This window comes from Acinetobacter sp. YH01008, from assembly GCF_013420435.1.
Lineage (GTDB): Bacteria > Pseudomonadota > Gammaproteobacteria > Pseudomonadales > Moraxellaceae > Acinetobacter > Acinetobacter pseudolwoffii.
In genome coordinates, this window is sequence record NZ_VOYD01000003.1 from 130,303 (window position 1) to 144,717 (window position 14,415).

The 14,415-nt window shown below is 43.9% G+C and carries 10 protein-coding genes; 5 read left to right on the forward strand and 5 right to left on the reverse strand.

Annotated elements, in window-relative coordinates; all coding sequences use genetic code 11:
- Positions 1–519: 519 nt before the first annotated feature.
- Positions 520–1,221: a VIT family protein gene (locus FTT75_RS03735; protein ID WP_005097209.1), complete on the reverse strand. Its 702-nt coding sequence runs from the start codon at positions 1,219–1,221 to the stop codon at positions 520–522.
- Between the two features lie 277 nt (positions 1,222–1,498).
- Between FTT75_RS03735 and FTT75_RS03740 the strand changes: the two genes are divergently transcribed.
- The gene (locus FTT75_RS03740) at positions 1,499–2,200 is read left to right on the forward strand and encodes a DUF1003 domain-containing protein (RefSeq protein WP_180185917.1); all 702 of its coding nucleotides are present in this window, start codon (positions 1,499–1,501) and stop codon (positions 2,198–2,200) included.
- A 142-nt stretch (positions 2,201–2,342) separates the two neighbouring features.
- On the opposite strand, the gene coq7 is transcribed toward FTT75_RS03740, so the two are convergent.
- Together coq7 and FTT75_RS03750 are read right to left on the reverse strand one after the other, a co-directional pair.
- Positions 2,343–2,978 (reverse strand): 2-polyprenyl-3-methyl-6-methoxy-1,4-benzoquinone monooxygenase, encoded by a 636-nt coding sequence (gene coq7 / locus FTT75_RS03745; protein WP_100355338.1) that lies wholly within the window; start codon positions 2,976–2,978, stop codon positions 2,343–2,345.
- A 3-nt stretch (positions 2,979–2,981) separates the two neighbouring features.
- Positions 2,982–4,301: an MFS transporter gene (locus FTT75_RS03750; protein ID WP_180040138.1), complete on the reverse strand. Its 1,320-nt coding sequence runs from the start codon at positions 4,299–4,301 to the stop codon at positions 2,982–2,984.
- A gap of 174 nt (positions 4,302–4,475) precedes the next feature.
- Here FTT75_RS03750 and FTT75_RS03755 point away from each other — a divergent pair, with 174 nt between their 5' ends.
- The 4 genes from FTT75_RS03755 (at position 4,476) to FTT75_RS03770 (ending at position 12,845) form a co-directional block, all read left to right on the forward strand.
- Positions 4,476–7,232 carry an autotransporter assembly complex family protein gene (locus FTT75_RS03755; protein WP_180185918.1) on the forward strand — a complete coding sequence of 919 codons (2,757 nt, stop codon included), beginning with the start codon at positions 4,476–4,478 and terminating at the stop codon, positions 7,230–7,232.
- Positions 7,233–7,268: 36 nt separating this feature from the next.
- Positions 7,269–11,792 carry a translocation/assembly module TamB domain-containing protein gene (locus FTT75_RS03760; protein WP_180185919.1) on the forward strand — a complete coding sequence of 1,508 codons (4,524 nt, stop codon included), beginning with the start codon at positions 7,269–7,271 and terminating at the stop codon, positions 11,790–11,792.
- Between the two features lie 335 nt (positions 11,793–12,127).
- Complete coding sequence (locus tag FTT75_RS03765) at positions 12,128–12,328, forward strand: hypothetical protein (RefSeq protein WP_005097200.1); 201 nt, start codon at positions 12,128–12,130, stop codon at positions 12,326–12,328.
- Positions 12,329–12,641: 313 nt separating this feature from the next.
- On the forward strand, positions 12,642–12,845 hold the full coding sequence (locus FTT75_RS03770; protein WP_005097198.1) for a hypothetical protein: 204 nt from the start codon (positions 12,642–12,644) through the stop codon (positions 12,843–12,845).
- A gap of 88 nt (positions 12,846–12,933) precedes the next feature.
- Here the strand turns inward: FTT75_RS03770 and xseB are convergent, their stop codons facing one another.
- Both xseB and xseA read right to left on the reverse strand, forming a co-directional pair.
- Positions 12,934–13,128, reverse strand: a complete 195-nt coding sequence (gene xseB / locus FTT75_RS03775) for an exodeoxyribonuclease VII small subunit (RefSeq protein WP_005170556.1) — start codon at positions 13,126–13,128, stop codon at positions 12,934–12,936.
- Positions 13,118–14,389 carry an exodeoxyribonuclease VII large subunit gene (xseA, locus tag FTT75_RS03780; protein ID WP_180185920.1) on the reverse strand — a complete coding sequence of 424 codons (1,272 nt, stop codon included), beginning with the start codon at positions 14,387–14,389 and terminating at the stop codon, positions 13,118–13,120. The genes xseB and xseA overlap by 11 nt, the downstream gene beginning before the upstream one ends.
- Positions 14,390–14,415: the final 26 nt, after the last annotated feature.

Here is a 14,415-nt window from a genome sequence, read left to right on the forward strand (position 1 = left end):
TTTTTTATGATGCAGTTTTTTGTTTTTATATGAAAAGAAAAATTCAGATAAGATAGCTCAGGCAGAGTTTAGGAATCATTTAAAAATGAAAATATTGGAAATTGTGGTTTCGGTGATTTTAATCCTTGGGATCCTTTATGTGATCCAATGGGGATTTCATGGTTTTCCGACAGGGAATTAATATTTGATTGATTTAAAGCTCTGGAATTTATTTTAAGCTCGATAAAAAACCTCAAAGTAGCAAGAAATGAATCATCGCTATTTCACTTTTTCTTGTTATAAAAAATGATCAGCAATACGATAATGATCGCCAAGATGGCAAGAATGATCGTAGTTTCCATAACAATACCTCTCAGGCATAGATCTTAGGTTTTAAGCATCTAAATTAAGACCGAACATATATTAATTAAACTCAAGTTTTGTTAGAGCCGTTAGTTTTTCGAAAAAACATTTTTCAGTGATGTTAATAGAAGAACCGCTCAATCCTATTCTGTATTTAACTAAAAAATAAACCCATATTTAGGCAACAGACACATTAAATAATGATCCGATCCACGCACTGAATAACATGGCGATAATTCCCCAGAGCATCACCCGGACTGCACCTCTCCAGACACTTACTCCACCGGCATAGCTCGCCAGTGCACCCATCATCCCCAAACTTAAAACGCCAATCAGCATGACGCCTTTATCCAGATAGTGTTCCGGTAGAATCATGATTGAAATTAAAGGAAATAATGAACCTACCGTAAATGCCATAGCCGAAGAAAATGCAGCGAGAAAGGGCTGAGCCGAGGTATGTGCTGAAATACCAATTTCATCCCGGGCATGGGCATCCAAGGCATTATGGTCGGTCAGCTGTTCAGCGACCTGTTGTGCCAAAGCGGGTTCCAGACCTCGTTGTATATAAATCGTTTTGAGTTCATTTAATTCATGGGTGGGATGGCGTTGCAGTTCGCGCTCTTCCATGAGTAGATCATTGGTTTCAATATCTTGCTGGGATTTTACTGAAATATATTCACCGGCCGCCATTGATGCGGCGCCAGAAATCAATCCGGCAACACAGGTCACCAATAAAATTTCAGTGGATGCTCCACTGGCTGCGATACCCACCACCAGACTGGTGACCGAAATAATCCCGTCATTTGCCCCCAGTACAGCTGCACGAAGCCAGCCCGCACGTTCGATATAATGTTTTTCAAGATGGTATGAATGGCGCACAATGAAGCCCTTTTTTATTATCATTATGATTATAGTAAATTTAAGTCATGTATAGATAGTAGGATTGAATCGATCTGAAAATTACCTTGAATGATCAGATCATAGTGCGCTTGGTTAAGTATTTTATCAATCCAAAATAAAACCGAGGTGAAATTCATTTATTCAAAAGACCAGACGGACTTGATATATAATTGATATCCAAGGGATCAAACTTATTTAATAAAAACAATTATATAAAAATTATAGCTGAGTGAGCTGGTTTAAAAAGAGAATTATCATGAAAGAAAAAAATGAGAGCCATAAATGTTTGGTGTGCGGCAAGCACTTTCTTCTGAAAGATCTTACTCCGATGGGAACGGTCAGAAAAGTCATTACTGAAGAGATTGGCAAGGATATTCCAGTCTGGACGCCGCAAGATTATATTTGTCAGACAGATCTAACCCGCTATCGCATGCAGTATGTACATTCATTATTAAGTTTGGAAAAGGGTGAGGTCACAGATCTTGAGGTCGAAGTGATTCATAGCATGCATCAGCATGAACTGATCACCAAAAATGTGGAAACGGAATTAGAGCAAAAGTGGACCTTGGGTGAAAGGCTGGCCGATAAAGTTGCAACTTTTGGTGGAAGCTGGACATTCTTAATTTGCTTTGCAATTTTTCTGGGTCTGTGGATTACGATTAATACGGTTGTTTTGGTAACTCAACCTGCCGATCCTTATCCCTTTATCCTGTTAAATTTAATTCTGTCCTGTCTCGCGGCAATTCAGGCACCGGTCATTATGATGAGTCAGAATAGACAAGAGGCAAAAGACCATCTACGTTCTCAAAATGATTATCAGATCAATTTAAAAGCCGAACTGGAAATCCAGCATTTACATGAAAAACTCGATCATCTATTAATGCATCAATGGGAAAGGCTGGCGCAAATACAGGAAATCCAGCTGAATTTACTCTCGGAAATGAGCAAGAAGTATTGAAATGAAAAGCTGTGGTATTTCTCATATTTTATATGGATTGTAAATAAAGGATGATCGCATATCTTTAGCGAATAAATTTAGATCAAAATTTGAGACACATTAAAAAGCCCACAATGCGTGGGCTGAGATCGGATCGATCTTTTTAAATAAAATAACTGGTCTTGGTCATGAGTTTGGAAATAGCTGTCATGGTGATTTTGACCGGAGCAGGCAGATCTACACCGCCTGCCTTCAACGCTGTATCCCGATGATGCAGCTCATCTTCATTCATCTGTTCCAGAATGCGCCGAGAACGCTCATCTTGCGGCGGCAACTGACTGATATGATGCTGCAAATGCATGCTCACCTGACGTTCAGTTTCTGCGACAAAACCCAGACTGTATTTATCACCGGCAATTCCGGCCAGCGCGCCCATACCAAAGGACAGGCCGTACCAGACCGGATTGAGCAGACTGGTATGGCTATCCAGTTCTTTCAAGCGGTCTTCACACCAGGCCAGATGATCCTGTTCTTCAACTGCCGCCTGTTCCATTTCACGACGCACATTCGGAAGTTTTGCCGTCATGGCCTGACCATGATAGAGCGCCTGTGCACACACTTCACCACTATGATTGACCCGCATCAAACCTGCCACATGACGGGCATCGCTCACCGTCAATTGTGTTTCTACCGGTTGGGCTGGATTTTCACGTTGTGCCGATGTCGTGCCCGGGACGAGACTGCGTAATGCCTGATCAAAAGAATGAATCAGCTTGTCGACACCTGTATATTGACGCATGAATTAATCCTCCAAGGGTGTTTTCGCGGTTTTGATCATGGGTTTGAGTCGGAAAAGCAGCCATAGGGTAAACAGGCCGCTTAACACTGCGGTAATACAAAAAAGTATTTTAAGATCAAGCTCTAAAACACTTAAAATAATAATCGAAAATATAGCAGAAGATACCATGAAAACGGCATTCAGAATGTTATTTGCTGCAACCACACGCGCACGATGTGAGCGGGGAGAATGCGCCTGCATCATGGCATAAAGCGGTACGATATAAAAACCGCCACTAATCCCGAGTAAGGTCACTGCCAGCATCACATGGTAATAACTCCAGCCTTGCTGAAACACATCAGCCAGACCGATTAATTCACCGGTACGTGCTGGAACAAAGGCCAGACTCGCGGCCAGATATAGGGCAAAGATCACCAGACCGATTGCGCCAAAAGGCACCATCTTGATATTGACCTTGCTGCCGCCAATTTTACGGCATAAATATGAACCTAGCCCGATTCCGACAGAAAAGAAAGTTAAGAGCAGGCTGGCAACATTTTCAGAGGCATGCAGATTTTGCAAGGTCAGTTGAGGGATTTGAGTCAGATAGGTTGCGCCGTAAAACCAGTACCATGAGTTGCCCAATAAAATGGTAAAGACTAATGGCAAACCCTGGGCATATTTTAATGTTTGCAAGCTGGTACGGAAAAAATTCCAGTCAATTTGCAGTTCTGGCGCAGGGATATTCTGTTTGAGAATATAACGACTCGATCCATAACCAATCAGGGCGATCACAACGACTGTTAAACTGATCCAGATCAGATTACCAGAAGATGCAGCAATGACCGCACCACCCAGAATCATACCGAATAAAATTGCCAGCGATGTTCCGGACTGAAACAGGGCATTGCCAGACATCAGCTCATTGGGTTTTAGCACTTCCGGTAAAATGGCATATTTGATTGGGCCAAAGAAGGTGGACTGGGTTCCCATCAGGAACAAGGCAAATAACAGAATCCAGAGATTGCCAAGCAGGAAACCCACCGTTCCCAACAACATAATCACAATTTCCAGAATCTTTAAATAGCGAATCAGCTGTGAACGTTCGTATTTATCGGCAATTTGTCCGGCGGTGGCTGAAAAAATAAAATAAGGCAGGATAAACAGCAAAGCAGCCAGATTATTCAAGGTGCTGATGCTGGCCGATTGTTGCTGAATCCAGCCGTAGGTGATGACCAGGAGTAACGCTTGTTTAAATACATTATCGTTTAATGCACCAAAAAACTGCGTCAGAAACATCGGTAAAAAGCGCCGAGAAGCTAACAAATGTTCATTTTTGTTCATATAGAGCGTGCTACATTAAGTTTTATTAAGAAATGTCAGTTATGCGTAAACATTGAGAAAAATCATGTAAGATACTTTCAGCCATGTAAAGGTAAAAACCAATCAATTAAGCTCTTTAGCTTATATTTTTCGGTCAAATAATCAATTAAAGAATGTATTCGTTTCGAGTTTGCCATGCCTGCAAAGAAAAAATTTAAAAAAACGATGCTTCATCGCAGTATGGGGTCGCTTATACCACTTCAGAGTGGGGCACAGCTGTGTATGAGCATTTTTTTTATGATGTTATCCCATCAGAGCATGGCACAAACCGAACAGCCTGAAACACCTGTGGCCATTTCTCAGGCAGAAATGGTAGATGAACTGTCCAAAGAAGCGATGCGACAGGGACTGGTCACATCTGAAAATGAAGCCACCGAAAAAATTGAAGAAGCGATACAGCCGGAAGCATCTGTCGACAGCATGTTGATGCTGGAGCAACAGCAAAATGCAGGCTCCGGTCTGGACGTATTTACACCGATCCAGTTCGATGATCTGGAAGAGCTGCCGATCCAGTCCATTGACCAGAACATGGCGAATGAAATTTATCGTGAGGCCGAGCAAGCCAAGCAGGAAGCACAAAATTATCGCAATACCCAGACCGTTGAAACAGTCGTAGCAGATATCAGTCAGCAAGAGTTACTTGAAATCAATCAGGCACCTGTAAATGTCGACCAGTTGATGCAATCGATTCAGGCAGACAGCCAGATTATTGTACAAAATAATGAAGCTGGCATGACTTTGCCAGAAGTAACGGGGCCACTTGTTGCTGAAGATGAGAAACGTCCCAATATTTTTAAACGACTATTTTATAAAATCCGTCCGCCACGTCAGATCATGACCGCGAGAGTTCCGCGAATTAGTGCGGATGTGGTGATTATGAACGGCGAAGGTATTGCGCAAAGCAATGGTATGCTGAATCGTAGAGCTGAGCCTGAAGGCTATCTGAATTTAAGAAATAATATCAAAGCCAAACTGTCCAGTTTTACCCAGGAGTCTTTTGGCGACTTTAATTCCGCTTTGCCACAACTGCGAACCTTGTCCCGACAGGCGGCACAGGCAGTCGGTTATTACAATGCCCAGTTCAGGTTTGAAAAAATCTCTGATAGTCGCGTTCGGGTTTTTGTCACCCCGAATGAACCTGTGCTGATCACTACACAAAATCTGGAATTTAGCGGAGCGGGTGCGGAACAGCCGCAATTCCAGGTCATCAGTCTTTTGCCTGAGCAGGAAGAGGGCGATATTTTCAATCACGGCAATTATGAACAGACCAAACAACGGATTAATACTGCCGCCAATAACAACGGTTATTTTGATTCATACTGGCGCTTGCATGATGTCAAGATTGCACAGCCACAAAATACGGCCGATGTAAATCTACGTTTCGAGACAGGCGAGCGTTACAAGCTGGGCAATGTCGAGTTTAGAATGAGTGATCCTGAAAAGGAATTTCCGCTGGATCGTGATGTACTCGAAAGTCTGGTCACCTGGAAAGATGGTGCAGACTATACCTTCTGGCGAGTGAATAGCCTGGCCAATAACCTGACCAACTCGCGCTATTTTAACTATACCCTGGTGGACGCAATTCGCCCTGATCCGGTTGACAGGGAGCTGGAGCTGGCACCGGATATTCAAAGCCTGATAGAAGAACAGAAACTTTCTGAAGATCAGGCGACTGCGACACAGCCTGATCGCTCAGTGGCATCTGCTAAAGAAGTCACTCAAAATGTCGTCGATGAAGACCAGTTTGCCGGTAGCCGCGATCAGGAAAATCCAAATTTAAGAAGCTTGCGGGTCGAGCAGCAGACCAAAGAAAATGAGCAGGAGCGTTTAAAGGCACAAGCGCGGGAAGAGAAGAAAGTTCCAGTGATTGTGACTTTAAATGCAGACCGTTTAAACAGTGCTGAACTGGGTCTGGGTTATGGAACAGATACCAATATCCGTCTACGTGGTCAGTACCGCCGCGCCATTGTAAATAAGCGCGGACATTCTTTTGATGCCAACCTCGAGTTGTCCGGTATCCGGCAGTCCATCGATGGTCGTTATAACATTCCTTATCACCATCCGCTGAATGATTATGTCAGTATTGTCGGTGGTTATGAGCGCGAAGAACGTGATGGCGTGGCTCAAGGTGAAGGTCTGCAAATTGAATCGGCAGTGCTGGGTGTAGACCGGATTATTAAAAACCCGCTGGGTAACTGGCAGCGTACTTTTGGAGCGCGTTACCGTCTGGATCGCTTGAAGCAGAATGGTTCTGTTGATTTTAACCAGATTCCGGAAGCGTTTCGCTTTAATACCGAAGATGAACAGCAGTCGTTACTGGTCGGTTATGAAGTTTCACGTACCGATACCGATCGTCGGGTCAATCCGACCAAGGGTTTCAAACAGACCTACAAAGTCGAGCTGGGTAGTGAGGCGTTATTGTCTGATGCAGATATGGCGATTGTAAATGCAGGCTGGCGTTTTATCTATTCATTGGGTGAAAATGCAGATCATCAGTTTGTTGGACGTGCCGATGCCGGTTATATCTTCACTGAAGATTTTGCCAAAGTGCCGTATAACCTGAGATATTTCACCGGTGGTGACCAGAGCATTCGTGGTTTTGATTACAAGAGTCTTTCTCCGGAAATTGAAGGCTTTAAAGTCGGTGGTCAGGCCTTAGGGGTTGCTTCCTTAGAGTATAACTATCAGTTTAGGGAAGGCTGGCGTGCTGCGGTTTTTGCAGATGCCGGAAATGCTTATAATAAAGAGTTCAGTAATCCGACCGAATATGGTGCGGGTGTGGGGATACGTTGGGCCTCACCGATTGGACCGATTCGTATCGATGTGGCGACTGGATTGTCTGATGACAATCACCCAATTCGTCTGCATTTCTTTATTGGTTCGCAGTTATAAAACATCATTTTTTAAAAATAGTTATTTGAGTAGATCATGGTCGAGAACCAACCACAGCCAGAACAACAACCACAAGATAGCGTTGTGCCGAAAAAGCGCCGTATATTGAGAAGTATCCTGTTGTCGGTACTTTTCTCACTCATTTTCCTGCTCTCTGTGCTGGCGCTGCTGTTTTCGACCAATCAGGGCAGTAAGTTCCTGCTAGATCAGGTATTACAACGCCAGCAAATTATTCATTATGAATATGAAGGCGGAAATTTATGGCGTGGAATTATTCTTAAAAATGTGCTGGTCAGCCTGAAACCGGTCGATGTCAAAATTGATCGTGCTGATGTAAAACTGGGCTGGCGGGCGATCATCAAAAAAGAAATTCATCTGAATGAAGCAGATGTCCGTAACCTGCAAATTATTAATAAAACTCCGTCTAGCAGCGAACCTTTCAAGTTCAATGCCATCCGTTTGCCTTTTGTGCTGCGCGTCGATCATCTGCTCCTTGATCATCTGGTGATTAAAACCCAAACCACGGCAGTTGATTTTTATAATATCGAATTAAATGATGCGCTCTGGTCTGGTACCGAATTAAACTTTGAAGATTCCCGCATGGATATGGGTTATCTCTCGGTGCGTGAAGCGACGGGTAAAATGCAGTTTGAAGGCAAATATCCACTGGATGCCCGCGCAATCGTCAATCTGCCTTCTTTAAGAGACAGCTTGAATATTCATGATATTCAGGTTCGGGCGCGTGGCACGCTGGATACGATTCAGGCAGGCGTAGCGACCAATACACCCGATTTATTAACCGGTTGGGCCATCGTACATCCAATGCGGCCCCAGGTGCCGATGCGTGGCGAGTTAAAATTTAAGGATTATAACTGGCCGATTCTGACTGAGCAGAAACTGTTTACGAAAGACGGGATTGCCGAGTTCAATGGAGATATCGATCGTCTGGACTTGAACGTCCGTACCGACCTGATCGGTGAAAATATTCCACAAGGCCAGTATAACGCGGTGATGTATACCGATCTGGTCAATCAGCTCAATATTACCGATCTGAATGGCCAGCTGATGAAAGGTGCGGTTAGCCTTGCCGGGACAGTGGGCTGGAACGAACAGGTAAGCTGGGATCTGAACGGACGATTAAACGGAATTGATCCTAAGCATGAACGTATCCCGCAAGTCGTACAAGACTTTTTACCACCTAGCCTGGATGGCAATATTGCCTCAAAAGGCAATCTGGAAAATGGCCTGCATCTGACGGCGCTGGTAGATTTTGACCGTTATGAAACTTGGAATATCAAACTGGATCAGAATCCGGTTAAAGACAATAAAGCACAACCGATTCTTCTGGATGTTGCCTGGCAAAATATCGACCGCGCCGTACCCTATGTCGGCTGGCTCAGCAGTCAGTCTGGCGATGTGAAACTGGCACTGGTCGAAGGCCAGCAGAATATTCATGTGGCAACCAAAGTCGAACAGCACGAACAAGGTCTTCTGCCGGCAGGCATGTATCAGGCCAAACTGGATCTGAAAAATAATATTCTAAATGTGCCGAGCTTCAATTATAGCGCCAATGCACAGGCAGGTAGCTTAAGCGGTCATGCGCGAATTGAACTGCCACAAGAAAAACGCCAGTTGAAATGGACTGCATTATTAAACGCCAAGGACTTAAATACCCGAAGTCTGGCTGCGGCTTCACCGATAGACCGTTTAAATGGCCAGATCAAGGCCAATGGCTATGCACAACCCAATCAGCAGATTATTAAACTGTCTAATGTAGACCTGACTGGGCGCCTGGCAGAACAGAACGAAACAGTACGTCTGACCGGTAACAGTACCATTGCTTTATTATTCCATAATGAAAAAGCCGGCGGTGGTTTTAGAGGCTATGCAGTCAATTATGATGGGGCTTTAAATGCCAGTCAGTTGCAAGCCAGTCAGGGAATCCTGAAACTGCGTGTTTCAGGTACACCAGAAGTATTGAGAGTCAATGAATTGCGTCATGATGGTATCGCTGGCAAGATTAATGCCAATGGTCTGGTGAATCTGGCAAATGGTATTGACTGGGATATTAACGCTTCATTAATCCGCTTTAAGCCGCAATATTTTAATGCCAACCTGAAAGGCGAGTTGTCGGGCAATGTAAAAACCCAAGGGGTTTGGTCAGATGCCTTAAAACGCATTCAGATCCAGCGTTTGAATCTGGCCGGTATGTTAAATAACAAGCCGGTACGAGGCACAGGTAATTTATCAGTCATTATTAATTCAAATCAGCGTGGTTTTGTTCCAGAGCAGTTTGAAGCCAATAACCTGTTCCTGTCTTATGCCAGCAACCAGATTCAGGCCACTGGCAATGCGCAGAATCTGCAACTCAAAGTCAACGCACCAGCATTGTATGAGTTATATCCGGGCTTAAGAGGTCGTGCGCAGGGCTATATCAATATGCAGGCGCAGCCACGTTTGCAGGCTTCGGCAAATCTTTCGATTGATAATTTTGCCTTTAAAAACCTGATGAGTGTGCAAAAAATTCGTGTCCGCGGACAGTTGCCGACCTCGCAGACCACAGCAACCTTATTAACTGCCACAATGGATCGCTTGCGTAGCGGTTCACGGGAAATTGTACGCGGGGAAATATCACTTGCCGGTACTCGTGCGGCGCATATCCTTAAAGTTCAGGCAGAAAATAAACTGTCAAAATTCTTTGTGCAGCTGGCCGGTGGCTTTAATGCACAAAATAACTGGCTGGGTCAGATTCAAAAAGGTGATTTTGACTCTTTGCGTGCTCATTTGGTACAGCGTCAAAATGCGGCAGTGATTTATAATGCGGCCCAGTCTGATCTGTTTGTCGGTACACATTGCTGGATGAGTCAGCAAAGCCAGTTGTGTTTTGATCAACCGATTCGGGTCAATAAAACCCGTGGCAGCGTATCCTTTGTGACCCAAAACCTGGATCTGGATGATTTCAGTGCATTCCTGCCTGAAGGACTGGCATTGACCGGTAAAGTGAATGGTTATGCCAAGGCAGCCTGGGCGCAAGGTGCTAAACCAAAAATTGATGCGCGTTTGGTCACCCGAAGTGGTGTGGTCGGCTTATCTTCGGAAGACCCGGATTATTTAGGTTCTACCCTAAAATATGATGAAGTGGGTCTGGTGGCAAAAAGTGTCGCAGAAGGCTTGCAAGTTCGACTGGATGTAAAAACTCCGGATATCGGGACAGGGTATGCCAATGTCATTATTGATCCATATCGGGACAGTAAACCGATGCGTGGCGAAATTGCCTTTAATCAGGTGCAGCTTAAAGTCTTTAAACCCTTTATTCAGGACATCCGTAATCTGGATGGCACCTTGTCCTATGCCGGAAAAGTGAGTGGAACCTTAACTGATCCTTTGCTGGAAGGTGAGGTTCGAGTCAAAGATGCTTCGATCAGCATGATCTCCTTGCCGGTGAATCTGACCAATGTGCAGTTGTATTCATCGATACGTCAGAATTCTGCCAGTATTAATGGTGCATTTAACAGTGGTCGTGGCGTGGGTAAATTGACCGGTTCAGTCGACTGGAAAGGTGATCCGCGAGTACAGTTAAAACTGCAAGGTGAAAATCTGCTGATTCGTCAGGCACCTTTAATTACTGCCGTGGTTACGCCCGATTTAACCTTGGACATGTATCCATTCAATAAAAAGCTGAGTCTAAGTGGTACGGTTGATGTGCCACGTGCACTAATTTCTATGCCTGAAGCCTCAGAACCTGTGGTTGGACTTTCTTCAGATGTACGTGTGGTGCGTGAAGGTGATGACCAGCTGGCTATTCTCAAATCTGCCCGTCCTTGGGATATTCGGGCTGATGTGGCGGTTTCTCTGGGTAATCAAGTGATATTCCAGGGCTTTGATAGCCGTATTCCGCTATTGGGCCGGGTCAATCTGTCACAGCGGGGTCTGGAAACTGCGATGCGTGCCAATGGTGCGATCGGGGTATCACAGCGGGTGAAAATCGAAGCTTATGGTCAGAGTCTGGATCTGAACCGTGCCATTGCCCGTTTTAATGGTGAGTTGACCAATCCGACGCTGGATGTTGATGCCAATAAGTCGGTTCAGGGAAGTACGGTCGGGGTACGGGTGACGGGCACTGCTTCAAGTCCAAATATTCAGATTTATAATGATGCTGGCTTGTCAGAGCAGGAAGCTTTAAATGCCTTGATTACTGGTCGTATCAACGAAGGTGCATCCGGTTTAAGTCAGGCTGAAGGATTCAGATCTGATGTGAATAATACCATTGCCGCAGCAGGTATCAGTCTGGGCCTGGGTGGAACCCGCGCGCTCACCAACCAGATTGGACGGACGTTTGGCTTGAGTGGTTTGGCACTAGATGCACAAGGAACAGGGGATGATACCCAGGTGTCGGTGACCGGCTATATTACCCCTGATTTATATCTTCGTTATGGTGTTGGGGTGTTTACCCCGGTGAACAAGCTGACTTTACGTTATCAGGTGAATCAGCGTCTTTACTTGGAAGCGAGTCAGTCCTTAGAACGTGCAATTGACTTGTTCTATAACTGGCGTTTCTAATCATAAGGACAGATAAATATTTTTAAATGATTGCTAGATTTCATTAGATATCTTTAATTGATCAAAAAATGTTCAATTTATTCATATTTAAATAGATGCTGAAAATACCCTCATCCTTCTGGGATGAGAAGCACTGCTTCGCAAGAGGATGAGGGTATTTTATTTATAATGATTAAAAAATGACTTATCAAAGAACGCTAGTATCTATTGATATGTATCTGGCTTGAAAACCGCAATATAGACCCGGTTACACAAATGATCATGCTTGACCCTTGAATGAAACGATCAAATGTTTGAGCATGATATTTTCTGGGTTATAGAAGTGATGGATCGCCATGATAGATGAAGAAAAGCCGTTAAACTTCGATGATGACAATGAGCCTCAAGATTTCGAAGATGAAGAGTTTATCGATGATAAGAAAGAGGATGAGCTGTACAACACGATTACCAAAGATGGTTCAAGTGTTGATCCTGCAGATGATGGCACGCGGCATATTCGCCCTGAAGATGGTAATCCCATAGAAGTTGAAGAGTAAAGAAAAAAGTCCAATTCAATATTGGGCTTTTTATGTTCGTGATTTTCTTTGTCATGAAGTACAGTGCTTTGGGTATACACCTGTAGAAGCAATGAATATCAGAATTTAAGCGCAATGGGCTGCAAAAAAGTTGTGAAATATGGCTGAAATTATGTTTCTGTTACATCCTTAAGAAAAATGAATGAAGCAATAAATCAGCGCTAAAATATAAAAAATCAATCAAATCAGATCATAATAAATTGAAAATCAATAAAGCCTTAATAAAATTAGGTGTATATTGAAAGTACAATTTCACTCATCAGAGTATGTTCGCATGGCAACTAAATTTATAATCCGTTTTGCAATGATTCTATTCGCTGTACTTATTTTGACTGCGCTTTCGATTCAATTTTTCTTTGATCCAGAAGTGACTGTGGTTTTATGGATCTTCGCTGTACCCTTTATTCTGGGGGTGCCAATTTTAGCCTCTGTCGTATTGGCAAGTAATGAGGAACTGGATATTCATAGCGTAAATTAAATTGAAAAAAGCCCTCATTTTTTGAGGGTTTTTTATGATATAAAGATGCTTAAATAGCCTGAGCTACTCAACTAGAGTCATTCAATCACTAATCTTTAAATGTGTCATTTAGCGCACTTTGCACCGCTTCAACACGTGCCTTGCAGGCTTTATAGGCGCTCATGGATTCTTCCACGATTTTCATCAGATTATCAATGTCCGGTTCTTGCTGAGATTCGAGCAATTCCGCATTCTTTTTCAAGATGTCATAGCCTTGCTGGAAGCTTAAAGTATCATGAGTCATGGGGAAGTACCTGTATAAGTTGTGCTGAAAAAATGCCATCCTGCAGTTCTACCTGAACCGGATCGCTGGGCTGAATCTGGTTGATAGAACCCACCACATGTTCTTGCTGACGTACGATGGCATAACCTTTCGATAAAACATGTCGTGGGTTTTGCAATAGCGTTTCCCGCATCAGGGCATCTAGCTGCTGATTGATTAGTTGGGTATGTTGCTGAGCCAGACTGGAGGTATTGGCCTTGATCTGTTGCAGACGTTGCAGGGCATCCATAATTTGGCTGTTGGCCAGACTTTGAATGAGTTTTAAGAATTGATCATTCTGATTTTGGTAGGCCTGAATTTGCTGTTGAGATAAACGCTGAATCCGCTGTAAATAATTCAAGACATCTTGTGTGAGTTCGACTATATGATTACGAATTCCGGCGATGACTTTACTCGGAGTATCAAAGGAGCGATGCGCAATCTCATCCAGAATGGTGTGGTCTTTTTCATGTCCGATGCCCACCCAAATCGGAACCGAGCGTTTACAGAGCAGGGCAGCCAGATCATAATCATTTAAATAAGCCAGATCATTGACTGCTCCGCCACCCCGAATAATGACGATTAAATCTGGCGCAGTGTCATAGGTTTTCGCCCATTGTTTCAGAGCTTGTGCCAGACTCTGCATAATGCTTTGCGGGGCAGAATTTCCCTGAAAAGTCGCAGTGTGATAGATAAACTTGCAAACTTGCGCACGATGTAGTGCATCGGCATCTTTTCTGAAATCTCCGAGACCTGCTGCGTTTTCGGGAGCAATCACTAAAATTCGGTTCAAATCAAAAGGGCTGGGCAGGTTTCTATTACGCTGAATCAGCCCTTCAGCGCTTAGCCTGTCAATAATCTGCTGATAACGCCGGGCAATATCACCCAAGGTATAACCCGAGTCAATCTCGACGATATTTAAAGAAAAACCATATTGTGGATCAAAATTGGCTTTGACTTTAATCAGAACTTTGAGATCACGACTTAATTCAATCCCGCTTTCACGTTCAAATTGAGTGACAATTTTCTGGGCGCTAAATTTCCAGATGGTGGCTCGGCAACTGGCAATGACCTGATCGCTATCAGCCTCTTTTTCTGCCAGTTCCAGATAATAATGACCTGCTTTGATACTAAGGTTACGAATCTCAGCTTTGACCCATACCGGCGTATCGAAAGTGAGTTTGACCACTTCCTGAACTGTCGCAAGATATTCCTTGAGGGAGAGTTGGAGATCGTCTGTCATGCCAGTAGAAAGTTTAAAATTCAATC

Coding starts and splice junctions, on each gene's coding strand:
- FTT75_RS03740 (WP_180185917.1), top strand. CDS start 1,499: ATGAAAGAAAAAAATGAGAGCCATAAATGTTTGGTGTGCGGCAAGCAC.
- coq7 (WP_100355338.1), bottom strand. CDS start 2,978: ATGCGTCAATATACAGGTGTCGACAAGCTGATTCATTCTTTTGATCAG.
- FTT75_RS03750 (WP_180040138.1), bottom strand. CDS start 4,301: ATGAACAAAAATGAACATTTGTTAGCTTCTCGGCGCTTTTTACCGATG.
- FTT75_RS03755 (WP_180185918.1), top strand. CDS start 4,476: ATGCCTGCAAAGAAAAAATTTAAAAAAACGATGCTTCATCGCAGTATG.
- FTT75_RS03760 (WP_180185919.1), top strand. CDS start 7,269: ATGGTCGAGAACCAACCACAGCCAGAACAACAACCACAAGATAGCGTT.
- FTT75_RS03765 (WP_005097200.1), top strand. CDS start 12,128: ATGATAGATGAAGAAAAGCCGTTAAACTTCGATGATGACAATGAGCCT.
- FTT75_RS03770 (WP_005097198.1), top strand. CDS start 12,642: ATGGCAACTAAATTTATAATCCGTTTTGCAATGATTCTATTCGCTGTA.
- xseB (WP_005170556.1), bottom strand. CDS start 13,128: ATGACTCATGATACTTTAAGCTTCCAGCAAGGCTATGACATCTTGAAA.
- xseA (WP_180185920.1), bottom strand. CDS start 14,389: ATGACAGACGATCTCCAACTCTCCCTCAAGGAATATCTTGCGACAGTT.